This is a genomic window from Methylobacterium sp. Leaf91 (genome assembly GCF_001422815.1).
GTDB lineage: Bacteria > Pseudomonadota > Alphaproteobacteria > Rhizobiales > Beijerinckiaceae > Methylobacterium.
In genome coordinates this window covers 1-25605 of sequence record NZ_LMMP01000019.1, presented here as the reverse complement: position 1 = coordinate 25605, position 25605 = coordinate 1, and the positions used below count along the sequence as shown (strand labels likewise).

Genomic DNA, 25605 nt, shown 5'->3' with positions numbered 1-25605 from the left:
GCCCAAAAAGTTTGGCCCGCCGCTGACGTGATGGAAATTTGAGCGAGAAGCATTCTAATTAAGCGTCTTTCCTGACTCCCGGCATACGCGCAAGGACATCGGGACGCTGGATCAGGATCTGGGAGCGGCGGGTGGAGACGATGCCCTGCTCCGTCAACCGCTTGAGGCTGATCGTGACCCATTGGCGGGTGGCGCCGACCATGTGCGCGAGATCGGCATGGGTGAAATCGGCGGCAATCAAGATGCCGCCTTCCTCCTCTACGCCGTAGAGCCCTGAGAGGTGCATCAGCAGGAAGGCGAGACGATCCGTGATGGATCGCGTGCCGAGCATTTGAGCGAGCGCCGAATAGCAGCGGCCCTTGAAGGTGAGGCCGTCGATGATCCCGAAAGCCAGTGCAGGGATCTTCGTCACCAGTTGGCGAAGCGCCGCGCCTGGAAGATGGAGAACAGTCGAGTTGCTCGCAGCCATCCCCGACCAGCTATGGGTACCTGTTCCAAACACCTCGGGCCCGCCGACAAAATTCCCGGGATACCAATAGGCTAGGGTGATCTCGCGCCCGGTCGGCGCGGCATAGAATACGCGGATACGTCCGGTCTCGATCAGCCAGATGCCGTCGTTCGGCGCCTCCTGGGTGAAAAGCGTCGCACCACGGTAAAGGACCCGGCGACGACCCTGCTCAAGCACTAGGTTACGCTCGAGTTCGCTCAGCCCATGGAGCAGCGGTCGAGGGCCGGCTGGCTGCGGAAACGCCTCCATGGGGTTCGGGCCTCCGGAGGATGTCAGTAGCGAAAGGCCCGAAGAGAAATGGGCCGTCTCCGTCCGAACGGGCGTGGGCTGCATCGCTGAACCTCGCAGGTGACCAAGGGCGATGCAGCAAAGCCTATACCAGCTCTAAACTACGAAGCAGTCCGCTACCCAAAGAGTGTGAGACTCAAGGGCGCAGGACCTTGGAGGTCCTGCGCCGCTTCTTTGTGGACATGGGCTGAGGTGGGCGTTCAAACCTCAGCCCGACATCGGCCGATGGCCCAGCGGATCAACTTGCGAACGTCCGGATCGGGATCCTCGGACGCGCGTTCGAGGAAGCTAAGTGCCTCTGGATGGGCGATCTCGCCGAGAGCCGCAGCAGATTCCTTGCGCAGGTTACTGATGTCCGAATCAAGGGCCCGGCCGAGCACGTCTATGGCCGCAGTCGACTTGATCCGCCCAAGGGCATTGGCCGCCTTAGTCTTCACCTGCCATACTTGATCAGTCATAGCTGCGATCAGCGGCTCGACGGCCTCAGGAAGCCGGCTCTTCGCGATGGAAACGGCGGCCTCCTCTCGCACCTGCCAGTTCTCATCCTGCAGGCCCGCTAGCAGCGTCGAGACGCCGGGCCCACCAGAACGCAGGAAGACGAGGGCCGCCATCGTGGCGCGGCGCACACTCGCATCGTTGTCGCGTGCCGTCGCGAGCAGGGCTGGAAGCGCCTCCTCGGCCTTGAGATAGCCAATCACCCCGAGCCCTTCGCGGCGCACTTCGGGTGAGCCGCTGCATAGGGCTTTCAGCGCGGCGGAGAGAGCATCCGGGATAATTAACTCCCGGAGCGCCCGGAGGGCTGCGGCCTGAACAAAGGGATCGCTATGCTCTGCCCGCTCGATGAGCAGCGGTCCACAGGTCGGCTCCTTTTTCTCGGAGAGGGTCTCGGCTGCGGTGCGGCGCACGTCCTCGTCCGCATCCTCGAGCGAAGCCACCAGGCCCTCGACCACATCGGGACCGTCATGTTCGTCAAGCGCCTTGGCGGCGGCGGCGCGGACCGTCGCATCGTCGTCGCCGAGCCCCTTAAGTAAAAGGACCTTAGCCTCGGATCCTACGGCCTCAGCGAGTTCCATCATCGCCACACGGCGAATGCCGGCATCGGGGCTGGCTGCGCGCTCGGCGAGATCCTCAAGATCATCGTCGAAGGTTTCGATTACGGGGCTCATTTTGACCTCTTGGATCACGACGTGGTGGTCTGGCCGGAGCCAATGCTCAGCGGAGCAAGTAGGGAATATTGACCTTCACAGCATTCGTTGGGCAATCGACTTCGCATGGCATGCAATACCAGCACTCATCGTACTTCATATAAGCTTTCTGTCGCGTTTCATCGATCGCGAGGATGTCGAGCGGGCAGACATCGACACATACGCGACACCCCTTCTCCGCGATGCACTTCTCGTCGTCGATGACGACCGCTGCGCTCTTGGCTTGTGTGATAATGGGCATGGAGGTCTCCGTGTCTCTTGGAAAAGGGCCGTCGCGGCGCGCTACTCGGCGGCGACTGGCGTCTTGATGCGGAGTTGATGGTAGGCGCTCATCTCTTCGTCCGCGACGGGAACGATGAAGGGGTCAACTTCGCGCTTGGCACTCGCCATGCGGCCGTACTCGTCCTTGAACAAGACCGTATGGCAGGCCCAGTTCGGGTCGGTTTCGGGGTGGTCGACGCGCATGTGGTAGAAGCCCCAGCGGCTCTCGGTGCGGTACAGAGAAGCGTGGGCTGCCATGTCGGCGCAATCAAGAATGGTCTGTGTCTCCAAAGCCCGCAGCAATTCGTGCGGGTCGCGAGCAACGAGGTGGCCAAGATCCTCGCGGATCTCCGCAAACCGGCGCTGGCCGAGCTCCATTTTGGCCGTGACCTTCGGCGGCTCGAGATAGTCGTTCACGAAGCGCCGGGTCTTGAACTCCATCTCGTTCGGGGTGATGCCATCCTCGCGCCGTGTTGGGGCCAGCACTCGCTCCTGCTCGGTCAGGAAGTCGCTCTCGTCATAATTGGCGAGGGTCGTTGAGGCGCAATAGGCTGCCGCATCTGCGCCGGCGATGCCGCCATTCACGAAGGCGCCGAGCATGTAGTTATGCGGTACGGCCGCCATGTCGCCCACGGCGTAGAGGCCGGGAATGGTGGTACGTGCATACTCGTCGACCCAAACGCCCGAGGCGGAATGGCCGGAGCAGAAGCCGATCTCCGATATGTGCATCTCGACGGCACGCTGACGGTAGTTGGTGCCGCGGCGCTCGTGGAAGCGGCCTCGCGAGGGGCGCTCGTTCGAGTGCAGGATCGTTTCAATTTCCGAGATTGTCTCCTCGCGCAGGTGGTCCATCTTGAGGAAGACCGGGCCGTTGCCCCCCTGCAGTTCCCGCCAGAATTCGAGCATCATCTGGCCCGACCAGTAGTCGCACTCGATGAAGCGCTCGCCTTTGTTGTTAGCTGTGAAGCCGCCGAACGGGCCGGTAACGTAGGCGCAGGACGGGCCGTTGTAATCCTTGATGAGAGGGTTGATCTGGTAGCATTCGAGGTTCGCGAGCTGCGCACCGGCGTGGTAGGCCATCGCATAGCCGTCGCCGCAATTGGCCGCGTTCTCGTAGGTGCCGAACAGATAACCTGAAGCGGGCAGGCCGAGCCGCCCGGCAGCACCGCAGGCCAGCACCACCGCCTTGGCCTTGATCACGAGGAATTCGGAGGTGCGTGTGTTGACGCCGATCGCCCCCGCAATGCGGCCGTCTGGCCCCTTCAGCAGCCGGGTCGCCATGTAGCGATTGGTGACCGCGACCTGGAGGCGACGCAGCTGCCTATAAAGCACCTTCTTGACGTTGTGCCCCTCTGGCATGGGCAGCACGTAGGTCCCCATATGGTGGACCTTGCGCATGTTGTATTCGCCCGAGCCGTCCTTCTCGAACTTGACCCCGAGCTTGTCGAGATACTGGATCATCGGGAAGGAGCCTTGGGCGTAGGCCATCACCGCCTTTTGATTGACGATGCCGTCATTTGCGACGGTGATTTCCTTCACATATTGCTCGGGCGTGGCATAGCCCGGCACGACGGCGTTGTTCAGCCCATCCATGCCCATGCTGATTGCGCCTGAGCGCTTCACATTCGCTTTCTCCATCAGCAGCACCCGCAGCTTCGGATCCGCCTCCTTGGCCTTGATCGCGGCCATCGGACCGCCCGTGCCGCCGCCGATGACGAGAAGATCGGTCTCGATGATTTCGACCTTGGGGCTGGTGACGCTCATGATGTGCACTCGCATGTCGGGCGCAGATGCAGACCGCGCGCTCGGGAAAGGAAAGACGGGTCAGCGATCACGCAGCCTTGGGCGTCCGGTCATCGGCCGTGCCGATTTCCAGTTTTGCGGCCTCGCGAGCCAGATCGCGGAGATAGACCCACGGGAAGATTCCACGCGCGTGTCCGTCGGAGAACCCGAGGTTCACCGCATATCCGCCCATCGGGTCGATTTTGGTAACGGCGACGGTCTCGAAGGATATAGGAAAATTGCCCTGTACTCGGTCCCGCGTGCACCAGGCGCAGCGGCAGCGCAGCCGCAGCGTCTCCGCCTGCAGTACAGCTTCCTCACCATTGGGCCAGACAAGGCGCATATCGCGACCACCGCGGGAGACCACGGCATCGGTCGGGATCGCTTCCGGATCAAACGGCGGCTGTTCGGGCATTCTCATCGGCATGTCCGTTATCTTCTGGTGCCAGAAGGCAAACGGATTAGACCCGGCGAGGCGGATGCCAGCGAGCAATTAGTTGCCGAAAGCGACCGAAAGAATTATGAAAGGTAGAAGCGAGTGCCCTGCGGGATTTATAAATTCGAGGGGTGCACAAGCCCGTCATTGATGGCGCCCCAATGCACACCCAACGTCAAGCCAACAACATCCAATAGCTTATCGCATTGGCGACACTGCGGTCATGCCTTCTAACCATTATCCAACACCAAAAATAAATATTATATAAATATAACTTTCACGTTATATATAATACTTATTATTTATTGTTGTAATCATTGACAATTTGCCGCATGTATTTTTTGGATATAATCAAATACAAATATGTACGCGCCGCAAGCAGCAGGCTTCAGTCGCTCAATGACTCCTAACTCTTCGAAAGCCTTGGGCATTACGTCAATTAAGTAGAACTCCTTTGCTGGTTCAAACCCTGCATCACTGATTTGGACAGTCGAACTAGAGAAGAGGCCGTTGAACGCAAATTTTCAATGGTTCCTGACCTAGAGGGGACGCAGGGACGGTCCGCCTGTCGGCGTCGAGCCAGAGTTTGGCGAAAGCGCTATGTGGCGACAGTTGATGGTCGCAAATGTCAAGGACGATCGCTTCAGGCGTCTCACCGGGGGTATGCGATCTACGCTCGCGCCAGCCGCTTAATTGCTTCGTCGATCTGCGTGTCACCTTTGATCAGCTCAATGCTGGCCCGGCTCTCCTGGCCGACGAGGGAAGAGATCAAGGCGATCTGTGCATCCCGGCGCTGCTGGGCCTCCTCGATATCCCAATTCAGGTTGAGAAGGCGGCAGCAATCGACAATCGCGCCGTTACCAGGCGGGCTCGACCAGCAGGCAGGGGCGGGGATCATGGTCGGCCTCCGGAACTGGAGGCGCCATGCAGGCTCTATGGTCAACGCGGGGCAAACACCGGCACGATCGCGTTTGCGACAAGCCCCGCGCTCGTGATCGTCCGGAAGGCAAGGCCGAGCTGAACTATTCGGCGGCTGCGCTGCGGGACGTCTCGTCCTCGTCTTGGCTGTCGTCGGCGGCCGCGCCCGAGACACCGAGCTCGATGTGGCGCGCGAAGTGTTCGGCGGCCTGGGACAGCCCCTGCATTCGTCGCCAAAGCATGATCTCGACCTCCGGCAGTTCGGGGAGCCCGGAGTCCGGCGGCAACCGCTCCAGGCCGTTAACGTGGACCGAAGCGGACAGCACGAGCACGGCTGCATCGGCGAGCGCCATCGCCTGAAGCCCCGCGATGCTTTCCGATACGCAGGCGATGCGCCAGCCGACGCCTGCCTCGTTCAACGCCGCGAGCGCGACGTCGCGGTAGAGATTGCCCTCGGGCAGCAAAGCGAGTGGCACGGACGAGCGGCGGTGCGCCTCGCCGTTTACCGCGCCGAGCCAGACCAACCGTTCAGAGCGCAGCCGCGTGGCGTTGCCGGTCTTCGGTCCGACGCCCGGCATGCGGGTCGCGATCGCCACATCCACGAGGCCTGCGTCCATATCGACTGCAATCTGCCGCGAGAGCGAGCAGCGCACCGAGACCTCGACGCGCGGATAGGCGCGGCGGAAGCTCGCTAGCGTCTTGGGCAGCAGATAGGCGGCATAGAGATCCGGGCAGCCGAGCGTGACGCGGCCGTCGATCTCCTCCGACGAAAGCTTCATCTGCGCCTCGTCGTGCATCTTCAGCACCGCGCGCGCGTAAGGCAGCAGCGTCTCGCCCTGCGGCGTCAGCCTCAAATGCCGGAGGTCGCTTTCGAAGAGGGGGCGACCGGCAGCGTCTTCGAGCCGCTTGATCTGCAGGCTGATGGCCGGCTGCGTCCTGAACAGCATCCGCGCTACGCGCGTCACGCTGCGCTCCTCGACCAGCAACACAAAGGTTCGGAGCAAAGAGATTTCGAGCGGTCTCACCATACAAGATAAATATTACTTTGCTTTATGCAAAGCAATATAAATTTGCGTTGATGTATCGTCGGGCAATAAGATTGACGAGATTGAAGAATGAAGGACAATTATTTAGCGCATGCGTAAAATCATAGCAATACTTGCACCGCGAATGGGCAATCGCCCGGCCGCGACTGCATCGTGCCTCGCGAGGCGCACGTCGTGACCGCAGGCTCGTTGCTCGAAGTCCGCGACGTCGCTAAACGGTTCGGCGGGCTTGCTGCGCTCGACGGTTGCTCGCTTGCTCTGGAGGCCGGGCAGGTTACCGGGCTCATCGGCCCGAACGGCGCCGGCAAGTCCACGCTGCTCAACGTCATGACCGGGCTCGTTCGTGCCGACCAGGGTTCCGTCCTGTTCGAGGGTCGGGACGTCACGGCCGTTTCGGCGCATCGTTTCCCGACCCTAGGTATGGCGCGCACGTTCCAGATCGTGCGTGAGCTCGGCAGCCTCACCGTTTTTGAGAACCTGCTGCTCGCTCCGCGCCTCCAGACCGGTGAAGGCGTCGTCGCAAGCATCTTTTCGCGCCGCAAATGGTGGGCGCAGGAAAGCGGCAACGCCCAGAAGGCTAAGGTGCTGCTCGAACGCGTCGGCCTGTTCCAGCTCGCCGACCACCCGTCCGGCGGTCTCTCTGGCGGTCAGAAGAAGCTGCTGGATCTCGCCCGCGCGCTGTTGCTTGAGCCTAAGCTCATTCTGCTCGACGAGCCGGGCGCCGGCGTCGCACCACCACTAAAGCTCGAGATGATCCGGCTGATCCGCGAACTGAAGGCTGAGGGCGTGTCGTTCGGCCTCGTCGAGCACGACATGCATTTCGTCGGCGAACTCTGCGACCACGTCCATGTGATGGCCGAGGGCAAGCGGCTCGTATCCGGGACCTTCGACGAGGTTTCGAAGGATCGCCGCGTCGTCGAAGCCTATCTCGGAGTGGCGGCGTGAGCGTGGTCCCGGCCTTGTCCGTTAGCGAGCTTCGCGCGGGCTATGGCCGCGGCGACGACATCGTGCGCGGCATAACGCTAAATCAGAACCCTGAAACCATCCTAGCGGTGATCGGCCCGAACGGGTCGGGCAAGTCGAGCTTCGTGAAGACGCTCGCGGGCCTGCTCGACATCCGCCAGGGCCGCGTCTCGGTGACTGGAACCGATGTCACCTCCGAGACGCCTGCCAAGCGCGTCGCGGCCGGCATGGCCTATGTGCCGCAAGAGCAGAACGTCTTCCCGAGCCTCACCATTGGCGAGAATCTGAAGCTCGCCACCGAATTCCTGCGCGGTCGCGCAGGCGTCGGGCCTGAGCAACGCGAGCGTGTGCTGGCGCTGTTCCCGGAGCTTGCCGCCCGGCTCAAAACCCGAGCGGGCGATCTTTCGGGCGGCCAGCGCCAAATGCTCGCTTTCGCAAGCGCGCTGCTGGCGAACCCCGAAGTGCTGCTGCTCGACGAGCCTTCGGCGGGCCTAAGCCCCAAGTTCGTCGGTCAGACCATGGAGGCGATCGTTCGCGTGCGGGCGGCCGGCGTCACGGTGCTGCTCGTTGAGCAGAATGTCGCGGCAGCGCTCGAGATCGCCGACGAGGCGGTGGTGCTGGTCGCGGGGCAGGTCAGCTTGCGCGACACCGCCGCGGCCGTGCGAACGGCTGATCTCGGCAACCTCTTCTTCGCGAAGGTCGCCTGAGATGGCCGCGCAGCTCTTCTTCAACGGCCTCGTCACCGGCCTTCTGCTCGCTCTGCCGGCGCTCGCGCTGACGCTCGTGTTCGGCGTGCTGAAATTCGCGAACTTTGCGGTCGGCGCGATGCTCACCCTCGGCGCTTATGCGGCCTGGGTCGCCAACGTCCAGCTCGGCATGCCGATGACCGCTGCCGCCGCCATCGCGGCCGTCACAGTGGCGGGCGCGGGACTTATCGCCGACCAGCTCGCCTTCGAGCGCTTGCGGCTGCGCGGCTCGATCACGCTGCTGGTCGCATCGATGGGCGTCTCGCTCGTGATCGAGAACGTCTGCCGCTTCTTCTTCGGCAACGCCAGCCGCGGCTTCGACGTCGCGCTCTCCCGCCCGATCCGCTGGGAGGGGATCCGCATCAATCAGGAGCAGATCACCATCGCGATCACCGTGGTGGCCTGCCTCGTCGCGGTCGACGTGCTGCTGCGCTTCACGCCGCTCGGCCGCGCCATGCGGGCGGTCGCGGACAACGCCTCGCTTGCGGCCGTCCGCGGGGTCGAGCGTCGGACCATCGCGCGGCTTACCTGGGTGCTCGTCGGCGCGCTGCTAGGGCTCGCCGGCGTGCTCGCCGGGCTCGACCGCTCGATCGATCCGCTGATCGGCTGGAACTACCAAATCGCGATCTTCGCGGCCGCGATCCTCGGCGGCCTCGGCTCGCCGATCGGCGCCGTGCTTGGGGCGCTCACGATCGGCGTCGCCGAGGAAATGTCGGCGCTCGTCATCCCCACGAACTATCGGCAGGTCGTCAGCTTCGCGGTGATCCTCGCGCTGCTGCTGTTCCGGGCGAACGGGCTTCTCGGAGCGAAGGCGGCGCGCAAATGATCGCTTATCTCATCACCATCGCAATCCTGGTCTGCATCGCGGCACTCGTCGGCCTCGCACTTAACCTCCAATGGGGCCAGGCCGGGCTAGTCAATTTCGGCGTCGTCGGCTTCGTAGCGATCGGCGCCTATGCGACCGCGCTGCTCGCCCCGCAGATCGGCTGGTTCCCGGCCATGCTGGTCGCCGGCGCACTGTCGGCGATCTTGAGCGCAGGCCTCGCGCTTCTCTCGATCCGGCTTGAGGAAAACTACCTCGCGATCGTCACGATCGGGTTCGGGGAGGTTGTGCGCCTCGTTATCCTCAACGAGGGCTGGCTCACCAACGGCGCGCTCGGCATCCCGGACATTCCACGCCCTTTCGCGGCACTCGGGCAGACGATCGGCGGCGACACGGTGTTCATCGTCTTCGCGCTGGCGCTGGTCGCGATCGTGTTCGTCCTGCTGGAAGCCATGGCCCGCTCGCCCTTCGGCCGGGTGCTCAGGGCGATTCGTGACGACGCGACGGTGACGTCCGCGCTCGGTAAAAACGTCTTCGCGCTCCGCGTTCGGGCCTTCGCGGTCGGCGGGGCCGTGATGGGGATCGCCGGCGCGCTCCAAGCCTTTTACCTCACTTATATCGACCCGGGTCAGTTCACCCCGATCGTCACGGCTTACGCGTTCATGGCTGTGATCGCGGGCGGCCGCGGCTCCAATGTCGGCCTTCTGATCGGCGCCTGCTCCATCATGGCGCTACTCGAAGGCACACGATTCCTGAAGGACTTCGTCACCGTCATTGACGGCGTGCAGCTCTCCGCGGTCCGGCTCGGGATGATCGGGGCTGGCATTGTGCTGCTGCTGATCCTGCGGCCGCAGGGCCTTGCGCCGGAGCCGAAGCGCCGCGCCGCGGATATGCTTCCGCAAGAAAATAGGAGCGTCTGATGCCTCGCGTCGCCCCGCTGCCGTCATCACGCCTACCGCCGCATCTCGCCGAACTCTACGAGACCTTCGCATCGGGCTATGCCGACTTCAGCGACCAGGCAGCGGTGATGGCTCATGTTCCAGCGGCGCTCGAAGGCCTGTTCGGCATGCTGCTCGAACTGCGCGAACAGGGAAATCTCCCTCTGCGCTATGTCGAGCTAGGCGTCGTCACCGTCTCAGTCATGAACGCCTGCCCCTACTGCGTCACCCATCACGCGCCGCTGCTCGCCGTCGAAGGCGTGCCCGCAGAGGCGATCGCGCAGCTGCCGTCTGCTGACCACCCAGCCTTCGACGACACCGATCGGCTCGTCGTCGAGTACGCCACGCTCGTCACGAGCCGCGCCTGGGGCATCCGCGACGCCGTGTTCGAGCGGCTGAAAGCGCGGTTCGAGGACTCCCAGATCGTCGAGCTGACGCTGCGCATCGCTCTCGCGGGCTTCTTCAACCGCTTCAACGACGCCCTACAGATCGACGACGGCCGCGCGGCCGCCGCCATGAACCTCCCAAGCCCGCCGTCACATTGAAAAGGACGCTCTCGATGACTGACAGTAGATTCGTGGTGAACCGTCGGACCGTCCTCGCGGGGGTCGGCTCGCTGCCGCTCGTAGCCGCGCTCGGAAAGCCGGCCATCGCGCAAGGGGCCACCGGCAACGTGCCTCTCGGCATGGTCCTGCCATTCTCGGGCGCGACCGGCTCCTATGGGCCGGCGATGAAGCAGGCGGCAGAACTCGTCGTCTCGAAGGTCAACGAGGCGGGCGGAATTCTCGGCGGCCGCAAGGTCAAACTCTTCATCGAGGACAGCGAGACGAGCGCCACCGCGAGCGTCGCGGCGTCGAAGAAGCTGCTCGAGGTCAACAAGGTTGAACTCGTGGGCGGCTTCTGGGGTAGCCCCGAGGCGCTAGCCGCGAAACCCGTGATCCTCGCGGCTAATAAAGTTCAGATGCTATCCTGCGCGGCGAACGCCGTGACCGAGGGCGACACCAAGGGCCTGATCTACCGGCTGCAGGCGAAGTCGAGCCAATGGGGCCCAGCTGGTGCCAAAGTGATGGACAAGATCGGGGCGAAAAAGGTCACGGTGCTGGCCCAGCAGAACCCGTTCATCGTCGCGATGGTCGAGCCGTTCAAGTCAGAGATGAAAAAGATCGGCGGTGAGGTGGTCGACGTCGTGATGTACAATCCCGACCAAGCCTCCTATCGCGCCGAGGTCGAGAAGGCCTTCGGGCGGGAGCCCGACGCGGTGTTCGTGCTGCCGCTGCTGACCGATATGGTGTCGATCTCCAAAGAGATCTTCCGCGGGGGCTTCAGTTCGAAGATCGTGTCGCTCGGAACCGGCGCGGACGCGGAAGGCAAGTTCCTGCAGGCGGTCGGCCCGGAGGTCGCGGAAGGCATCTACCACCTCCAGCCCTCACCCTCGATCGACAGCCCGTCCTACGCCCGCTTCGTCAAGGAAATGGGCGCGCCGGAAGGCACGGTGTTCCTGTTCGCGGGCAACGCCTGGGATCAGGTCTGCGTCACCGTGCTGGCCATGGAGCACGCGAAGACGCAGGAGGCGGACGTGTGGACCAAGTCGGTCCGCGAGGTCTGCAACCCTCCCGGCGAACCCATCGACGACATCGTCGAGGCGCTAAAGATGGTCCGTCAAGGCAAATCCATCAATTTCAACGGTGCCGGCTCCACCTGCGACTTTGACGAGAAGGGAGACTCCCTGAACCGCTCCTTCTACGTGCAGCTCATCAAGGGCGGGAAGAACACGCCGTTCGGCGTGGTCAGCTGACGCGAGGCTGATCCGGCCGTCATCCTCGGGCTTCACCCGAGATCCAACGACCGCGGACGCGGCCGAAGCGATGGATGCCCCGGTCAAGCCCGGGCATGACGGCCAAAGCGACCGAAGTCCTTACGCGGGACCGGCGCGCCATCGCTCATAAGTAAAACTTTGCTTTATGCAAAACAATATAAATTTGCGTTTGTATGAGGCGATTACTAGGATTTTTAAGAGCGCCCGATCCTGTCGCTTAAGTAAAATTGAAACAATAGAAAGCTATGGCTTGCAAGAGGCGCACATGACCAAGTCAAAGCCAATCCATTTTTGCGGATTTCTCGTCGCGGGCCCGGTGGTCCACAGTCATGCGATCTGGCGCAACCCCGCGCATGAGACGCCGTTCCTGAGTCTCGCGCACTATGCCGGCATCGCGAAGACGCTGGAGCGGGGTTTTTTCGACTTCGTGTTCTTCGCCGACCGGCTCGCGATCGCGGACCGCTACGGCGACAGCCACGAGATGGGCCTGCGTCTCGGCGATCAGGACGCGACCCGCATGGACCCGCTGCCGATCCTCGGGGCGATGGCGGCCGTGACGAGCCATCTCGGCCTCGGCGCGACGCGCTCTACCACCTATGACGCGCCGTTCAACATCGCGCGTGAATTCGCCACCCTCGACCACATATCGGGCGGCCGCGCCGCCTGGAACGTCGTCACCTCGATGAACGACGGAGAGGCGCTCAACTTCGGCGATGTGCCGCACCTCAGCCATGACGAGCGCTACGACCGCGCCGATGAATTCATGGAGGTCGCGTTCAAACTCTGGGACAGCTGGGATCCGGACGCGCTGGTGCTCGATCGCGCGGGCGGCGTCTACGCCGACCCGTCGAAGGTTCATTACGCCAACCACAAAGGCCGGTGGTTCAAGGCGCGCGGGCCGCTCAACATCCCGCGTAGCCCGCAGGGTCGGCCGCTAATCATCCAGGCCGGTTCGTCGGGCCGCGGCAAAGCCTTCGCGGCGCGTTGGTCGGAGGTGATCTTCGCGCTGCAGCCGAGCATGACGCGCATGACCGCCTTTACCAAGGACGTCCGCGCCGCGTTGGAGACAGCCGGCCGCGCGCCCGACGCGGCACGCGTAATGATGGCCGTGATGCCGTTCATCGGCGAGACGCGCGAGGAGGCGCAAGCCAAGCGTGACCTCCACGACAGTCTGATTGATCCGCGCGTCGGCCTGTCGACGCTCGCCGCCCACGCCAACGCGGACTTCGGCGCGCTGCCGCTCGACGCCACGATCGACGAGATCGCCGACACCGGCAGCCAGGGCAATCTCGCAGCGCTTCGCTCGATCGCCGGCGACGGCTCGATGACGATCGCGGACGCAGGGAAAATCTACGGTCGCGGCGTGATGTGTCCGCGCCTCGTCGGCACCGCGGGAGACGTAGCGGACGAGTTGATCGCGATCGTGGATTCCGGCGCGGCCGACGGCTTCGTCATCTCGCCCGCCTTCCTGCCCGACACGTTCGACGATTTCGTCGACAAGGTCGTGCCGATCCTTCAGACGCGCGGCCGCGCTCGCACAGACTATGGGGCTGGTTCGCTGCGCGAGCGTCTCGGAACGTCTGGTGCACGGCCGTGAGCGCGGCCGCTGTCATGCGCGCCGCGCCGGAGCCGGGCTTCGACCCGGCTGCCTTCAAAGCCGCGATGCGCCGCTTGGCGGCCGGGGTAACCGTAGTGACCAGCCGCCATGACGCAACCGTCAACGGCATGACCGCGACTGCGGTCTGCAGCGTCAGCGTCGAGCCACCACTGGTGCTCGTGGTGCTGAACCAGTCGAGCGCGTCGCATGGCGTCGTCTCGCGGGGAGGGGCTTTCGCGCTCAACTTCCTGAGCGAGACGCAAAGCGAGCTCGCGACATACTTCGCGGGTCGCGACGGCAAAACCTTCGACGCCGTTTCGCACCATCTCGGCGCGACCGGTTGTCCGCTGATCGAGGGTTGCGCGGCGCGGCTCGATTGCGTGTTGGAAAGCCGCCACGACGAGGGAACCCACACGATCTTCGTCGGCAGGGTGCTTCGTGCCGAGACCGGCGACGGCTCGCCGCTCATCTATGGCGACTCGGCGTTCCACGGCCTGAAGCCGATCTAGTGGTGAAAATCTGACATTTCGTACCCAATGCCGGAGCTGCTTTTGACCCATTCCGGGCATTGGGAATGTCCGCTTGTGGGCGGACAGCCCGCGGCTATGAACCTTCGGCGGGGTTGGGCACGACGCTGCTGCTGCGCACCACCCGCAGCATCTCCCTGACGGAAGCCGGCAGCCTGTATCTGGACCGCGCGCGATCCCTCCTCGCGGAGGTCGAGGAGGCCAAGCAGGCGGCCCGGGGAGTGGTACTCGCTGCAGGGCGTGATCCGTCTCGCGATGCCGGTGCTCTACGGCTCCCGGGCCGTCGTCCCCGCGCTCGCGACGTTCCTGGCCCGGCATCCGGGCCTCCGGATCGAGATCACCATGAGCGACGCGCGCCAGAACCTCGTCACGGACGGGGTCGACATCGCCATCCGCCTGGGCGTAGGCCCATTGGCGGACTCCACCTTCGGTGCCCGCAGGCTTGCGGCGGTCGAACGTCTGGTGGTCGCGGCGCCGGCCTATCTCTCATCCCGCGGCACACCCGTTAACCCGGCCGAACTCGCCCAGCACGATTGCATCGTGCAGCATGGCCTGTTCGGTCGCGAGAGCTGGCGCTTCACGCGCGACGGGACCGTTACCTCCGTCGATGCCCCCGCGCGCCTCTGGATCAACTCGGCGCCGGGGATCCTAGCCGCTGCGGTGGCGGGCATGGGCATGGCGCTGGCGACCCGCGTCATGGCCGGGGATGAACTGCGAGCCGGCCAGCTTATCCAGGTGCTTGAGCCCTATCGGCTCGATCCTGCCGAGGTCTACGCGGTCTTCCCGGCGGGTCCGAAACCGTCTGCGAAGGTCCGGGCGATCATGGATCACCTTGGTGCGTCGCTTAATCGGGGCTGATCGAACCGCTCTCGGCTGAGACCAGAGGCGCGAGGGGCGTATCGCTACCGGAGCAGTGATGGGATGTAAGTCCGCTTTTGGGAGCCTCGAAGCCACAATTGTACGGCTGGGGCGGGTCGGGTCTCGACCGTCTGCTCTACGACCGAGCCGGGTGGACTTCCGCTAGTCCTCTCTCGGACGGGAACGTACTTGAGCAGACGTTGCAGCCGCGCCCGGTCACGACCCTTTGCGAAAGCTGAGAACTTCCGCTTTTGGGTAGCCTGACAAAAAGGGCTGAACAAGTGTACCGCTGCTATCCACTCCAGGTGCAGTAAGCGTCGCTAACTGCTTGAAATGCGCCATCATAAATCGCGGAGCCCACTTCTCAAATTACCGCGGGGCTGGCATTGCAGAGTGCCTTAGCGACGGGAGTGGGCGTGGCCGGCATCGGTGAAGAGACGGCCGGAATTCTGCTCGCTGAGGGCGACGACATCATCGCGCGCCGCGCTAGCCTCATCGAGCTTCTTCCAGCCGAAGCTCAGGCTCGTGTGAAGGCGCATGGACGGCAGCAGATCCTCGCCCCAGGCGACCATTTGTTTCGGCAGGGCGATCCGCACGATGGAATTGCGATCATCGAAACGGGGATGATCCGGAGCTTCTACGCAGCTCCGTCTGGGCGTGAGATAACGCTCGCCTATTGGCTTCCTGGCAATTTCGTTGGCGGACCTGACGTCTTCGTCGGGGGCGTCCACATGTGGTCCGCCATCGCCGCCAAGGCGAGCACGGTGACATGGCTGCCAGGTGCCGGGTTACGAGAGCTCGCCCGCGACGTGCCGGATCTCGCGCTCGGTATAATCGATGCGCTGGTCTTCAAGGCGCGCTGCTATTCCTCGCTAGCGCAGATGCTGGGGACACGCTCGCTTAAACAAAGGCTCGCGCACGTCCTGTTACATCTCGCTCAGACTTACGGGTTTGAGGAATCTGACGAGGGAGCCGGTATCCTCGTCGCCGCGGCTTTCACGCATGCCGAGATCGCGAACCTCATCGGCGCCACGCGGCAATGGGTCACCATTAGCCTCAATCGCCTACAGGCGGCTGGGATCCTCACCCAGCGTCGCGGACTGCTGGTGATTAAGCGCATCGATCTTCTCTCCGCCACATTGTCCTCCGAATAATTCGGCCAATCCTGCTGCTTTGAAATTGCCAGCAAAACGCCAAACCTCGCCTTAAAAAGATTCAGCAGCGACACGAAGGAAATTTTCAGACACTGAGATGGTCCCATAAGTTTCTGATTTATATCAAGTGCTTATTCACTTTGGCGCGCGACTCTCGGCCCCAATAATGCAACCGAAGTCTTTGGCACATCGATTGCCATTCTCGATGTTAAAATCATCGAGAACTTTCCATGCACCAATCTCCCTTCTCTCCACGCAACGACACGCTGTCCCCGGTCGAACGCCGGGTGTTGGACCACATCACCGAGGAAACCTGGCTGGACCTCGCCTGCGAGCTCATCCCGGCCGGTCAGCCCGAAGCCGAGAACCCGCTCGATCCCGATGAACCGCCGGGGCGCGAAGAGGGGGCGGCCTTGTTCATCGCGAGCAAGCTCAAAGAGATGGGCTTTGCTGTCACGCTGCCAACCAAGCGGGAAGGCCGGCCGAACGTCGTCGGCGTGCTCGATGGTACGGTGGGCGGGCCGAGCCTCATCCTGAATGACCACCTCGATACCTATCCCGCTGGCGATTGGGCGGCCTGGACGATGACAGGCGGGCATCCGTTCCGGCCGACGCGCTATGGAGACAAGCTTTACGCGCGAGGGACCTCAGATACGCGGGGCAATCTCGCCTGCACCCTTCTTGCCACCCGGGCCATTCGTGAGGCAGGAATTGCACTCAACGGCACGTTGAAGTGCGTTTATACGGCCGACGAGGAGAAGAACGGCCCCGACGGCTCGATCTACCTGCTCGACGAATGCGGGCTCGCCGCCGACTACACGATCGTGTGCGAGCCGACCGGCTGGACGAAGCCCGACGGGACATGGGGCATGGGGGTCGCCGTCGCGAACGGGGGTAATTTCCTCGTCGAGATCGAGACTCGGGGCGTTAAGACACATCTCTGGCGGCCCGATACCGGCGTGAATGCCGTTGCCAAGATGGCGTATCTGCTCTCAGCATTTGAGACGATGACGTTCACGCACCGGCCGGCGCGTCTTGCCGGCGGGACGCCCCCCATGGCCGCGATCATGCGCATCAACGGCGGCATCCGGCGTGAAATGCAGTTCACGCCTGACATCTGCCATGCGGTCCTAGCCATCGTAGGCATCTTGCCCGGCATGACGCAGGCGAGCGTAATGACCGACATTCAGGCCGTATTGGACGCGGCGGCTGCGCGCGATCCCGACCTCCAGGCGACGGCGCGCCCTTATCCGGGCGCGCTTTTCGTCGACGGCACCCTAGAGCGGGACGAGACCGCCAATCCGACGGCCGCCCTGAGCCGTGCCTATGGCCGTCTGCTCGGCGAGGCGCCGACAATCTATCGCAAGAATGCCTTCAACGACACGATCCGCTTCGCCGAGCGCGGCCATGCCGCGATCACGTTTGGGCCGGGCGAGGACGGCTGGCCGCCAATCAATGAATACATTCACATCGGCAAATCCGTCGCCGCCACCCAGATCCTCGCCCTAACTGTTCTCGATCTCCTAGGGGTCGCTGAGTGAGGCTGCCATCCTGGCCGTTTAGAAACTGGAGATCCTAATGAAAACCGCCGCCCGCTGGCTCGCCGCCGCCTTGAGCCTTGCCCTGCTTCCGATCAGCCTCGCCTCGGCGCAGGACTTAAAGCCCATCCGTCTAAGCTACCAGACCGGCGAGACCAATGTCCTGATCTCCTATGCGTTAGGCACTGGACTGTTCAAGCAGCACGGACTCGACGTGAAGGTCGTGAACTTCCCAGCGGGGCCTGCGGCTCTCCCGGCCTTTGCGGCCGGTGAAATCGACGTAGGTTGGATGGGCGAGTTTTCCGCGGTTACCGGCTACACAAGCGGCATACCGATCGAAATCCTCTTCATGGAGCGTATCGACGCGACCAATGTCCGCCTCTCCGCCAACCCGGCCGCGGGCATCAGCAGTCTCCCCGATCTAAAGGGCAAACGCATCGGGGTCTCCATCGGCTCCACGAGCCATTACCACCTGCTGAAGGCACTGGAGAAGGCGAACCTAAAAACGGCTGACGTCACCCCCGTCAACTTGTCGCCTGCCAATATGCCCCCGGCTTACGCCGCAGGGCAGATCGATGCCGCCTTTACCTGGGAGCCGAACATCGGCGCTGTCGAGAGCGCGGGAGCGAAGACCCTCGCCACAACTCAAAGCCTCGGCATCATCACCGGCGGGGTCTGGATCGCTCGCAAGGCCTTTACAAGCGCACAGCCCGAGACGGTGCAGCGCTTCCTCAAGGCATGGAATCAAGCGCAGAAAGACTACAAAGCCAAAAGTGCCGAGGTGAGGCAGTTCGAGGCTAAACGACTTAATTTGACCTCTGAGCAGTTCGACCGCCTCGTCGAAGGCCAGAGCGTCGCCCATCCCAGCTTCGAGGAGACCCTCACCGCCGACTTCCTCGGCGTCCCGGGCCAGGAGCTCGATTCACGGCTGATGAAACACGTGCAGGGCATGGGCGCCTTCCTGCTCGCCGAGAAGCGCATCCAGGCGATGCCTAGCGATTGGTCCGCCTTCTTCAACACCAAGCCGATCCAAGCCTACCTGGCAGGCCAGAAATGATGAGTTCTTATAAAGCGCTAAGCGTGGTCGCTGATCAACCGTTCGAGACGCCGGAGCCTAATTCTTCCAAAGCTCCGTCCGTGATGAACCCTGTTCTAAAGTTTGAGAAGGTCGGCTTTCAGTATGATGGCCGTCCGATCATGCGCGATGTCTCTTTTGCGATGCAACCCGGCGAGATCGTGGCGGTGCTCGGACCATCGGGATGCGGCAAGACAACTATCCTCAACATGGTAGCGGGTTTTCTTGATCCAACGGACGGTGTCGCCCTCATTGACGGACGCGAGATCAGGGGTCCCGGCCCTGACCGAGGCGTAGTGTTCCAGGCTGCAGCACTTTTCGACTGGATGACGGTCGCCGACAACATCAGCTTCAGCCTGCGCTGCGCAGGTCGGCCACGTGCAGAGCGGCGGCAGGTTGCCGAGGAGATGGCAGCGCTAGTTGGGCTGACAGGCTTCGAGGACGCATACCCCTACCAGCTTTCCGGCGGGATGCGGCAACGCGTGGGCCTCGCCCGCGTGCTCGCGGCGAAGCCAAAAGTGATGCTCATGGACGAGCCCTTCTCGGCACTCGACGTGCAGACCCGCGAGGTACTGCAGGAGGAGGTTCTGCGTATCCGAGAGCGCACGGGCTGCACGACGCTATTCGTGACTCACAGCATCGATGAGGCCGTATTCCTGGGCGATCGAATTTTCCTGCTTACCGACCTGAAGGATGGCGCCTTCGACACCTTCTCAGTCGATTTGCCCGCTCCCCGCGGCAATCCCGAGAACCGCCTTCATCCCGCCTTCATCCGCCTACGCGAGGCGATCTATCGGAGGATGCGTCATTGACCTCGACCACCGCGGCGACGCGCGCTAAGCGCCAGTACCTTGCGATCGCCATCCTCTCGCCCCTCGCCATCTTTCTGGCCTGGACGCTCGTGACCGCGCAAGGAGGAGTGGCGCCCATCATTCTGCCCTCGCCCGGAGCGGTGGCAGCGAGCTTCCTCGACATGGTTCAGAACGGATACTCTGGCGTGGACCTGTGGATGCACGTGGGCGTGAGCCTGCAGCGTGTCGGTGTCGCCTTTGTTACGGGCACGACGCTTGGGGTTACGATCGGCCTACTGCGCGGACGAATTCCGAATGTTGATGCCCTCTTCCTCGTTCCATTCGAACTGGTGAGGCCTATTCCACCTCTTGGACTTATCCCTCTCTTCATTCTCTGGTTCGGCATCGGAGAATTGTCGAAGATATTGCTGATCTTCCTCTCTGTATTCCTCATCATGATGGTGAACGCGCAAGCGGGCTCCCGTTCCTGCGCCGTCGATGCCTTGCGCGCGGCTCAATCGATGGGCGCGAAGCGCTGGCAGATCTTCCGCTTCGTCGTCCTGCCTTCCGCTCTGCCGCAAATCATGACCGGGCTGCGCATCGCGATGGGAACTGCGCTGACGATCCTAGTTGCCGCGGAGCTTCTAGGCGGGGACCGGGGGCTCGGCTTCGTGATCCTCGATGCATCGAGCTTCTTCCGCACGACGTACGTGTTCGCTGGCATCATCTTGATCGGCCTCATCGGGCTTCTTAGTGACCGCGTCATCGCTTGGTTCAGCCGCAGGATCGTCCATTGGGAAGGCAAACGGTGAGCCGTAGCATCTCCCAACCGCAAACTGACCTAAAGGGGACGTCGTGGCGAGCGCGGTAGCAGGTCTTGACCCTCTCGGCCTGTCTCAGGGCAACTTTCTGGTAATTGCGTCGCTGGCTGGAGTGTTCGGCGGGTTCGTGCGGAGTTATTCGGGTTTCGGCTTCGCGCTCGCCGCCGTGCCGGTTCTCTGCCTGGTGATGCCGCCCGTCGGGGCCATCCCGGCGGTCCTTCCCGTCGAACTCGCGATCGGCCTTCTGACGCTGCCTGGCGAACGCTCGCGTGTAGCGTGGACTGCGCTGACCTGGCTCGTACTCGGGACGCTGGTTGGAACGCCCATCGGTGTTGCGCTGCTCTCGCGGATCCCGGCCGAGCAGATGCGCATCGCGATCTCACTCGTCGTGATCCTCGCGGTCGTGATCCTATGGCGCCGCCCTCGCCTGCCGCTCGACATGCTAGGACGTCCCGCGCTTGCGGTCGCGGGTCTGACCTCCGGCCTCTTCAATGGTGGGACGGCGATGGGCGCCCCGCCAGCCATCATCGCGATACTCGGCAGTCCGCTCGATCCGCGCGACGCCCGCGCGACGCTGGTCGCCTTCGTCGCTTTCAGCGCGGCGCTCGGGACGGCGCTCGGAATCGCCACTGGTTTGCTGAACGAGGCTTCGCTCGGAACAACGCTCGCGATGGCGCCCGGAGCGGCGCTCGGCGGCTTCCTTGGAATTAGGATTTTCGCTCGTACCGCACCCGAAAGCTATCGCGGACACAGCCTCGCGATCCTCCTCATTGTGAGCATCAGCGCTAGCGGCTCGGCCGCCTTCGTCCTGATGCGATCTCTCTATTACTGATCACAAATAACGGATGGCGCAAATGATGGATCTCGCTGATTTAACACTCGATTTCGCATCCGTTCGGGCCGGTATGGCCGAGGGCGTGACGGTTCGTGCCGTTGTAGCGGAAAGTTTCAGGCGCGCGCGGGCAGCGGGACCCAGCGTTTTCACTGCCCTGGCCGACGAGGCTGCGGCACTCCGCCAGGCCGAACACCTGCAGGATGCTGCCGGGGACGGCGCGGCCCTGCCGCTGCTTGGCCTCACGTTCGCGGTCAAGGACAACATCCACGTTGCCGGCATAGCGACGACCAGCAACTGCCCGGCTCTCTCCATCATGCCGCAAGAGAGCGCGCTTTGTTACACCACCCTCGTGGCGGCGGGCGCGATCCTTGTCGGCAAGAACACGATGGATCAGTTCGCGACGGGGCTGAACGGGACGAGAAGCCCCGAGCCTCTTTGCAGGAATGCCGTGAACGCCGACTATATCCCCGGCGGCTCTAGCTCCGGCTCAGCTGTGGCAGTTGCGCGGGATGTCGTCAGCTTCAGCCTTGGCAGCGACACGGGTGGATCGGGACGCGTTCCCGCAGCATGCAATGGCATCGTCGGCCTAAAGCCGACGCTCGGCCTCGTAAGCACGCGCGGGCTCCTCTACAACAGCCGTTTTTTCGATTGCGTGCCGGTCTTCGCCCGCACCTGCGACGAAGCGTACGAAATCTTGCAACTCATCGCCGGGTATGACGAACAGGACCCGTTCAGCCGCCCCGACGCCGATCGCATCATCCTCTCGCGCCGTCCCAGCGACGAACGGCCCATCGGGATACCGAGGCCGGACCAACTGACGTTCGTTGGCGACGTGCAAGCGGAACGCGCCTTCAACGAGAATATCGCCCTGCTTCGCACGGCCGGTCACGAATTACGTGAGATCGACATCTCCGTTTTCCTGGAAGCGGGCAGCACCGTCTTTCAGTCGGCCATGGTGGCCGAGCGCCTCTGCGACTACTCCGACGTGATCACCAATCACCGAGACGCCGTCCATCCCGCCGTCCTAGCTGCCATTGAACCCGGCTTGACCTACTCTGCGCGGGACGCCTTCCTGGCCGTTTATGATCTGAAACGGCTTCAGCGCGCTGCGACTGTCCAGATGGACGAAATTTCAGCACTCGTCGTGCCGACGGTCCCGACGATCTTCACGATTGCCGATATGCTCGCCGAACCAATGACGCGAAACAGCATCATGGGGACGTATACTTATTTCGCCAATCCGCTCGATCTTTGCGCGATTTCGGTACCTGGCCGCACACGCGCGGACGGTCTGCCATCCGCGCTTTGCTTCCTCGGACGCGCGACCGAAGACGGCATCGTTCGGAACTTCGCTGAAAGCTTCGAGCTTAGTGTCTCCGCACGATAGACATCAGTCGACCTCCGCACCCAGCTTGACGACGGCGCTGACCGCCGGATCTCTCTTTTAGGCTGATCGAGTGGAGCCGCTACGACTAAGTTAGGACGAGATGCGGAATGTCCGCTTCTCGTTAAGTGGCCAAGGACTGCTACCCACCCCGAGCTGAAGTTGCCGGACGGCCGACGAACGTCCGCTTCGGAAAAGCGATGATTGCTGCCCAGGCATCTCGGTTGGGTCGAATGCGGAACGTCCGCTTCCTGGCGGGCGCCCAACTTCCGCTATTGGCGCAGAGCTGTGGCGCGTTCGGATTGCGGTTGGGGTGAGATGCTGATGGCTCCTCGAAAACGGAGTCCAATCATGCCCTCAACCACTGACACAACCCGCCGACCTTGGAACCTTGGCCGCCTCATCGGTCCCAAACCGCCGTTAAAGCCAAAGCACATTTGGGCGATCCGCACCCGACTGCAGCACGAGGGCCGCACTCGCGACCTCGCCCTGTTCAACACCGCCATCGATAGCAAACTGCGTGGCTGCGATCTCGTCCGCTTGCGCGTGTCAGACGTCCACCTCGGCGACGGCGTCCGCCTGCGCACCACCATCGTCCAGCAGAAGACGGGCCGACCCGTCCCGTTCGAGTTGACCGAGACCACCCGTGAGACGCTGACTGCCTGGCTCAAGCTGCGGGGGCTTCGTGCGAGTGATTGGCTGTTTCCGAGTCGCAGCCGCCCGGGCGAGCACCTGACGACGCGCCAGTATGGTTGGCTCGTCGACGAATGGGTAGCGCTGATAGGCCTCGACCCGGCGGGGTACGGCACGCACAGCCTGCGTCGGACGAAGGTCGCACTCATCTACCGGCGGACAGGCAACCTACGTGCCTGTCAGCTGCTGCTCGGCCACACCAAGCTGGAGAGCACGGTGCGCTACCTCGGTATCGAAGCAGACGACGCGCTGGTCATGTCCGAGCAGACCGACATTTAGCGAACATCGCGGCGGCTTACCCGCAGGCCGCCGCACCCAGTTCCGCGTCGGCCCATAAGGCTGCCGAGCAGCGAATTAGGTCTGACCGGAGAGAGATAGTGCGCTTCCCAGTAAGCGCGACTGGAAATCCGGCGCTCGCCCCGGAGGTTTTAAAACGGCAGGAGCCGCCGATAGCGGGCAATATTTACGAGCGCAACGAGTGACGAGGCCACGTAAGTAAGAGCGGCGGCGCGCAGTACGGTGCGGGCACCGGGCATGTCGCTGGCGTCGAGGTAGCGACCCGTCTCCAGGATGGGCAGGGCCCGGCGAAAGCTCGCATCAAGTTCAACGGGCAGCGTTAGAAAGTGAAACAGGACGCGAACGCCGAGGAGCGCGATGCCGATACCCACCTGCAGGGCGAGCAGGATAGGCGAATGGACGAAGGCGAGCACCACGGGCGCGGTCATCATCACCACGGCTGCGGCGAACTCGAAGCCCTGCACAACTGGGGCGAACCTCACCCGCGCCGCAAGGAGCCGGTCCCCCGCCGCGTGCTGGAGCGCGTGGGCGACCTCGTGCGCCGCGACCGCGACCGCTGTGATCGAGCGGCCGTCATGGCTCTCCGGCGATAGCCGCACGACGTTCGCAACCGGATCGTAATGGTCGGCTGGCGCGACCTCGACGAGGACGTGCTCCAGCCGCGCCAGATCGAGCAGATGGCGGGCGAGCTCGCCGCCAGTCCCGGGCAAATCCGGCCGCTCGGTGGCGTGTTGCCGCATCGCCCGGCGCACCCACCACTGGGGGCTAAACACGAGACCGAACAGGAGGGCGCCGCCAAGCGCGAGGAGGATGGGCACGTGGGGTATGTAGTCCCGCAGCCGCAGCCGTGGAAGCGCGGCACCCTACTCGGGATGTTCGCTGTCTGACAATCGCGCGGCCGGCGTCAAAGACCGGACTGGGTGGAAAGCAGACTTAGACTATGACGCGGAAACCTGACATTCCACTCTCAACCCTCTACATTATTGCGGTAAATTCAACATCAGAAATAAGAGCATTTCGATCCCGGCCATAGTCTGGTAAGTTAAAAACCTGCGCGGAAAAGCTATCTTGTGGCCGTATCCACCAGCATATGTTTGGTGGCTTAAATCTTATGGATCACCGGCATTTTAGGTCTAGGCCCGTGTCGCCCACCATCTTCCCACGCAATTGATGACCTAAGCCAGGATGCCATAGTGTTCAGGTTATCTGCCTTTTGCTCAATCTCCCCTAAAAGCATCAGGGCAATTTCTTTGCTCCGTGCTGGAGACAAGCCTTCAGCATCGTGCTCTTTCTTCAAAGCGAGCATTTGGTTGAGTGACAGACCCAGCATTTGGCCAAGGCGGATGTCTTCAACCGTCCTTACGTGCTCGCTTGTGAAGACGCTATAGGGCGTCCGTCCCCCCTTGCTAGTTCTGTCGGGCAGCAGAAGGCCTAAGCGGACGTAGAACCGCACCGTGTCAGGCGTCAGACCAACGACCCGAGCGAACTCTGAGATTAGCATCAACTGGCCTTGACCATGGACTACACTCCAACCTTATACGATTTAGCATCCACGTTGCGAAGTTGACGAAATGACACCAATCACCGTCCGTACCGCCACGGCCATGCTTATCTCGATAGGCGTCTTGGCGAGTTCTCAATGCCATAGTGCGCCAGCCACCGTTCCGACTGGGACTTGGGTGACAGAGGATGGCCGTGCGCGCGTGCGGACCGAGCGATGCGGTTCCGATGCGACCCGCCTATGCGGTTTCGTCGTCTGGGGTAGGGAGCCACTTGGCGCAGACGGCCAGGCAAAGGTCGACCGGTCTAATCCAGACCCAAGCAAGCAAGCACGCCCCCAACTCGGTCATCAGATGCTGATGGGGCTGAAGGCGAACTCGGACGGACGCTTCGAGGGCAAAATTTACAACGCTGATAATGGTAAGTCTTATGACGTTGCAATCTGGAGCGACCAGCCGTCGACGTTGACGGTGAAGGGTTGCATGTTGGTGTTTTGCGCATCTCAGACATGGACGCGCGCTACAAACGTCGCCCCTGGCGAACTGCAAGGTGCAACAGACGCTACTGACGGACCACGGTCAGACCGTGAGTGGGCAGTCAAGGCCAACCCGTCAGCGAAGAAAGGTACTCCTGCCGAGAGCTCGCCAGCCCGGCCAAAGTAAAGTTCGCGCACGCTGCGGCGTGTGCATCCGCCATTGCACGCCCTTAGGGCGTGTCATCGCTTGAGCCAATCGAGTGCGGCGGCGAGGTAGAGGATGCCCATGAAGCTGGCGGCTGTCTTTTCGTAGCGTGTGGCGATGGCCCG

At 62.8% G+C, this 25605-nt stretch carries 26 protein-coding genes and 1 pseudogene; 18 read left to right on the top strand and 9 right to left on the bottom strand.

What is annotated here, in order from left to right:
- Positions 1 to 58: 58 nt before the first annotated feature.
- From ASF32_RS14275 to ASF32_RS14245, 7 genes are all read right to left on the bottom strand, one after another.
- Positions 59 to 757, bottom strand: coding sequence for a Crp/Fnr family transcriptional regulator (locus ASF32_RS14275; protein WP_244483655.1), 699 nt, complete (start codon positions 755 to 757; stop codon positions 59 to 61).
- Positions 758 to 996: 239 nt separating this feature from the next.
- The gene (locus ASF32_RS14270) at positions 997 to 1962 is read right to left on the bottom strand and encodes a HEAT repeat domain-containing protein (RefSeq protein ID WP_056429600.1); all 966 of its coding nucleotides are present in this window, start codon (positions 1960 to 1962) and stop codon (positions 997 to 999) included.
- A 46-nt stretch (positions 1963 to 2008) separates the two neighbouring features.
- Positions 2009 to 2242, bottom strand: coding sequence for a 4Fe-4S dicluster domain-containing protein (locus ASF32_RS14265; RefSeq protein WP_017486815.1), 234 nt, complete (start codon positions 2240 to 2242; stop codon positions 2009 to 2011).
- A gap of 41 nt (positions 2243 to 2283) precedes the next feature.
- A complete protein-coding gene (locus tag ASF32_RS14260; RefSeq protein WP_056429598.1) occupies positions 2284 to 4026 on the bottom strand; it encodes a fumarate reductase/succinate dehydrogenase flavoprotein subunit in 1743 nt (580 codons plus the stop codon).
- Positions 4027 to 4093: 67 nt separating this feature from the next.
- Positions 4094 to 4459, bottom strand: coding sequence for a DUF971 domain-containing protein (locus tag ASF32_RS14255; protein WP_244483654.1), 366 nt, complete (start codon positions 4457 to 4459; stop codon positions 4094 to 4096).
- A gap of 691 nt (positions 4460 to 5150) precedes the next feature.
- Positions 5151 to 5378, bottom strand: a complete 228-nt coding sequence (locus ASF32_RS14250; protein WP_056429551.1) for a hypothetical protein — start codon at positions 5376 to 5378, stop codon at positions 5151 to 5153.
- 124 nt (positions 5379 to 5502) lie between these two features.
- Positions 5503 to 6426: a LysR substrate-binding domain-containing protein gene (locus tag ASF32_RS14245; RefSeq protein ID WP_082490434.1), complete on the bottom strand. Its 924-nt coding sequence runs from the start codon at positions 6424 to 6426 to the stop codon at positions 5503 to 5505.
- Positions 6427 to 6618: 192 nt separating this feature from the next.
- On the opposite strand from ASF32_RS14245, the gene ASF32_RS14240 reads away from it, so the two are divergent.
- The 17 genes from ASF32_RS14240 (at position 6619) to ASF32_RS14160 (ending at position 23282) form a co-directional block, all read left to right on the top strand.
- Positions 6619 to 7389: an ATP-binding cassette domain-containing protein gene (locus ASF32_RS14240; RefSeq protein WP_156467833.1), complete on the top strand. Its 771-nt coding sequence runs from the start codon at positions 6619 to 6621 to the stop codon at positions 7387 to 7389.
- Positions 7386 to 8114, top strand: a complete 729-nt coding sequence (locus ASF32_RS14235; RefSeq protein ID WP_162239909.1) for an ABC transporter ATP-binding protein — start codon at positions 7386 to 7388, stop codon at positions 8112 to 8114. The genes ASF32_RS14240 and ASF32_RS14235 overlap by 4 nt, the downstream gene beginning before the upstream one ends.
- A 1-nt stretch (position 8115) precedes the next feature.
- A complete protein-coding gene (locus ASF32_RS14230) occupies positions 8116 to 8979 on the top strand; it encodes a branched-chain amino acid ABC transporter permease (protein WP_056429545.1) in 864 nt (287 codons plus the stop codon).
- Positions 8976 to 9896 (top strand): branched-chain amino acid ABC transporter permease, encoded by a 921-nt coding sequence (locus ASF32_RS14225; protein WP_056429543.1) that lies wholly within the window; start codon positions 8976 to 8978, stop codon positions 9894 to 9896. Before ASF32_RS14230 ends, ASF32_RS14225 begins: the two co-directional genes overlap by 4 nt.
- The gene (locus tag ASF32_RS14220; RefSeq protein ID WP_056429541.1) at positions 9896 to 10459 is read left to right on the top strand and encodes a carboxymuconolactone decarboxylase family protein; all 564 of its coding nucleotides are present in this window, start codon (positions 9896 to 9898) and stop codon (positions 10457 to 10459) included. The genes ASF32_RS14225 and ASF32_RS14220 overlap by 1 nt, the downstream gene beginning before the upstream one ends.
- A 14-nt stretch (positions 10460 to 10473) precedes the next feature.
- Positions 10474 to 11709: an ABC transporter substrate-binding protein gene (locus tag ASF32_RS14215; protein ID WP_082490432.1), complete on the top strand. Its 1236-nt coding sequence runs from the start codon at positions 10474 to 10476 to the stop codon at positions 11707 to 11709.
- A gap of 184 nt (positions 11710 to 11893) precedes the next feature.
- Positions 11894 to 13327, top strand: coding sequence for an LLM class flavin-dependent oxidoreductase (locus ASF32_RS14210; RefSeq protein WP_200919130.1), 1434 nt, complete (start codon positions 11894 to 11896; stop codon positions 13325 to 13327).
- A gap of 14 nt (positions 13328 to 13341) precedes the next feature.
- Positions 13342 to 13836, top strand: a complete 495-nt coding sequence (locus ASF32_RS14205; RefSeq protein ID WP_056429534.1) for a flavin reductase family protein — start codon at positions 13342 to 13344, stop codon at positions 13834 to 13836.
- A gap of 273 nt (positions 13837 to 14109) precedes the next feature.
- A complete protein-coding gene (locus ASF32_RS14200; RefSeq protein WP_244483653.1) occupies positions 14110 to 14712 on the top strand; it encodes a substrate binding domain-containing protein in 603 nt (200 codons plus the stop codon).
- A 416-nt stretch (positions 14713 to 15128) separates the two neighbouring features.
- Positions 15129 to 15866, top strand: a complete 738-nt coding sequence (locus ASF32_RS14195) for a Crp/Fnr family transcriptional regulator (protein ID WP_082490443.1) — start codon at positions 15129 to 15131, stop codon at positions 15864 to 15866.
- Positions 15867 to 16096: 230 nt separating this feature from the next.
- Positions 16097 to 17407 carry a M20 family metallopeptidase gene (locus tag ASF32_RS14190; protein ID WP_056429530.1) on the top strand — a complete coding sequence of 437 codons (1311 nt, stop codon included), beginning with the start codon at positions 16097 to 16099 and terminating at the stop codon, positions 17405 to 17407.
- A gap of 37 nt (positions 17408 to 17444) precedes the next feature.
- On the top strand, positions 17445 to 18461 hold the full coding sequence (locus ASF32_RS14185; protein ID WP_056429528.1) for an NrtA/SsuA/CpmA family ABC transporter substrate-binding protein: 1017 nt from the start codon (positions 17445 to 17447) through the stop codon (positions 18459 to 18461).
- Positions 18458 to 19291: an ABC transporter ATP-binding protein gene (locus ASF32_RS14180; RefSeq protein ID WP_244483652.1), complete on the top strand. Its 834-nt coding sequence runs from the start codon at positions 18458 to 18460 to the stop codon at positions 19289 to 19291. The genes ASF32_RS14185 and ASF32_RS14180 overlap by 4 nt, the downstream gene beginning before the upstream one ends.
- A complete protein-coding gene (locus ASF32_RS14175; protein ID WP_200919128.1) occupies positions 19288 to 20082 on the top strand; it encodes an ABC transporter permease in 795 nt (264 codons plus the stop codon). The genes ASF32_RS14180 and ASF32_RS14175 overlap by 4 nt, the downstream gene beginning before the upstream one ends.
- A 43-nt stretch (positions 20083 to 20125) precedes the next feature.
- Positions 20126 to 20923: a sulfite exporter TauE/SafE family protein gene (locus tag ASF32_RS14170; protein ID WP_082490431.1), complete on the top strand. Its 798-nt coding sequence runs from the start codon at positions 20126 to 20128 to the stop codon at positions 20921 to 20923.
- 22 nt (positions 20924 to 20945) lie between these two features.
- Entirely contained in the window at positions 20946 to 22313 is a 1368-nt protein-coding gene (locus ASF32_RS14165; RefSeq protein ID WP_244483651.1) for an amidase family protein, read from the top strand.
- 348 nt (positions 22314 to 22661) lie between these two features.
- Positions 22662 to 23282: a tyrosine-type recombinase/integrase gene (locus tag ASF32_RS14160; RefSeq protein WP_056429524.1), complete on the top strand. Its 621-nt coding sequence runs from the start codon at positions 22662 to 22664 to the stop codon at positions 23280 to 23282.
- 149 nt (positions 23283 to 23431) lie between these two features.
- Here the strand turns inward: ASF32_RS14160 and ASF32_RS14155 are convergent, their stop codons facing one another.
- Complete coding sequence (locus tag ASF32_RS14155; RefSeq protein WP_056429522.1) at positions 23432 to 24118, bottom strand: zinc metallopeptidase; 687 nt, start codon at positions 24116 to 24118, stop codon at positions 23432 to 23434.
- A 753-nt stretch (positions 24119 to 24871) separates the two neighbouring features.
- On the opposite strand from ASF32_RS14155, the gene ASF32_RS24600 reads away from it, so the two are divergent.
- Positions 24872 to 25462 (top strand): DUF2147 domain-containing protein, encoded by a 591-nt coding sequence (locus ASF32_RS24600; protein WP_082490430.1) that lies wholly within the window; start codon positions 24872 to 24874, stop codon positions 25460 to 25462.
- Positions 25463 to 25515: 53 nt separating this feature from the next.
- Here ASF32_RS24600 and ASF32_RS25415 read toward each other — a convergent pair.
- Positions 25516 to 25605, bottom strand: a pseudogene (locus tag ASF32_RS25415) (IS5/IS1182 family transposase); the annotation flags it as partial.

Coding starts and splice junctions, on each gene's coding strand:
- ASF32_RS14275 (WP_244483655.1), bottom strand. CDS start 757: ATGGAGGCGTTTCCGCAGCCAGCCGGCCCTCGACCGCTGCTCCATGGG.
- ASF32_RS14270 (WP_056429600.1), bottom strand. CDS start 1,962: ATGAGCCCCGTAATCGAAACCTTCGACGATGATCTTGAGGATCTCGCC.
- ASF32_RS14265 (WP_017486815.1), bottom strand. CDS start 2,242: ATGCCCATTATCACACAAGCCAAGAGCGCAGCGGTCGTCATCGACGAC.
- ASF32_RS14260 (WP_056429598.1), bottom strand. CDS start 4,026: ATGAGCGTCACCAGCCCCAAGGTCGAAATCATCGAGACCGATCTTCTC.
- ASF32_RS14255 (WP_244483654.1), bottom strand. CDS start 4,459: ATGCCCGAACAGCCGCCGTTTGATCCGGAAGCGATCCCGACCGATGCC.
- ASF32_RS14250 (WP_056429551.1), bottom strand. CDS start 5,378: ATGATCCCCGCCCCTGCCTGCTGGTCGAGCCCGCCTGGTAACGGCGCG.
- ASF32_RS14245 (WP_082490434.1), bottom strand. CDS start 6,426: ATGGTGAGACCGCTCGAAATCTCTTTGCTCCGAACCTTTGTGTTGCTG.
- ASF32_RS14230 (WP_056429545.1), top strand. CDS start 8,116: ATGGCCGCGCAGCTCTTCTTCAACGGCCTCGTCACCGGCCTTCTGCTC.
- ASF32_RS14225 (WP_056429543.1), top strand. CDS start 8,976: ATGATCGCTTATCTCATCACCATCGCAATCCTGGTCTGCATCGCGGCA.
- ASF32_RS14220 (WP_056429541.1), top strand. CDS start 9,896: ATGCCTCGCGTCGCCCCGCTGCCGTCATCACGCCTACCGCCGCATCTC.
- ASF32_RS14215 (WP_082490432.1), top strand. CDS start 10,474: ATGACTGACAGTAGATTCGTGGTGAACCGTCGGACCGTCCTCGCGGGG.
- ASF32_RS14205 (WP_056429534.1), top strand. CDS start 13,342: ATGCGCGCCGCGCCGGAGCCGGGCTTCGACCCGGCTGCCTTCAAAGCC.
- ASF32_RS14200 (WP_244483653.1), top strand. CDS start 14,110: ATGCCGGTGCTCTACGGCTCCCGGGCCGTCGTCCCCGCGCTCGCGACG.
- ASF32_RS14190 (WP_056429530.1), top strand. CDS start 16,097: ATGCACCAATCTCCCTTCTCTCCACGCAACGACACGCTGTCCCCGGTC.
- ASF32_RS14185 (WP_056429528.1), top strand. CDS start 17,445: ATGAAAACCGCCGCCCGCTGGCTCGCCGCCGCCTTGAGCCTTGCCCTG.
- ASF32_RS14180 (WP_244483652.1), top strand. CDS start 18,458: ATGATGAGTTCTTATAAAGCGCTAAGCGTGGTCGCTGATCAACCGTTC.
- ASF32_RS14165 (WP_244483651.1), top strand. CDS start 20,946: ATGATGGATCTCGCTGATTTAACACTCGATTTCGCATCCGTTCGGGCC.
- ASF32_RS14160 (WP_056429524.1), top strand. CDS start 22,662: ATGCCCTCAACCACTGACACAACCCGCCGACCTTGGAACCTTGGCCGC.
- ASF32_RS24600 (WP_082490430.1), top strand. CDS start 24,872: ATGACACCAATCACCGTCCGTACCGCCACGGCCATGCTTATCTCGATA.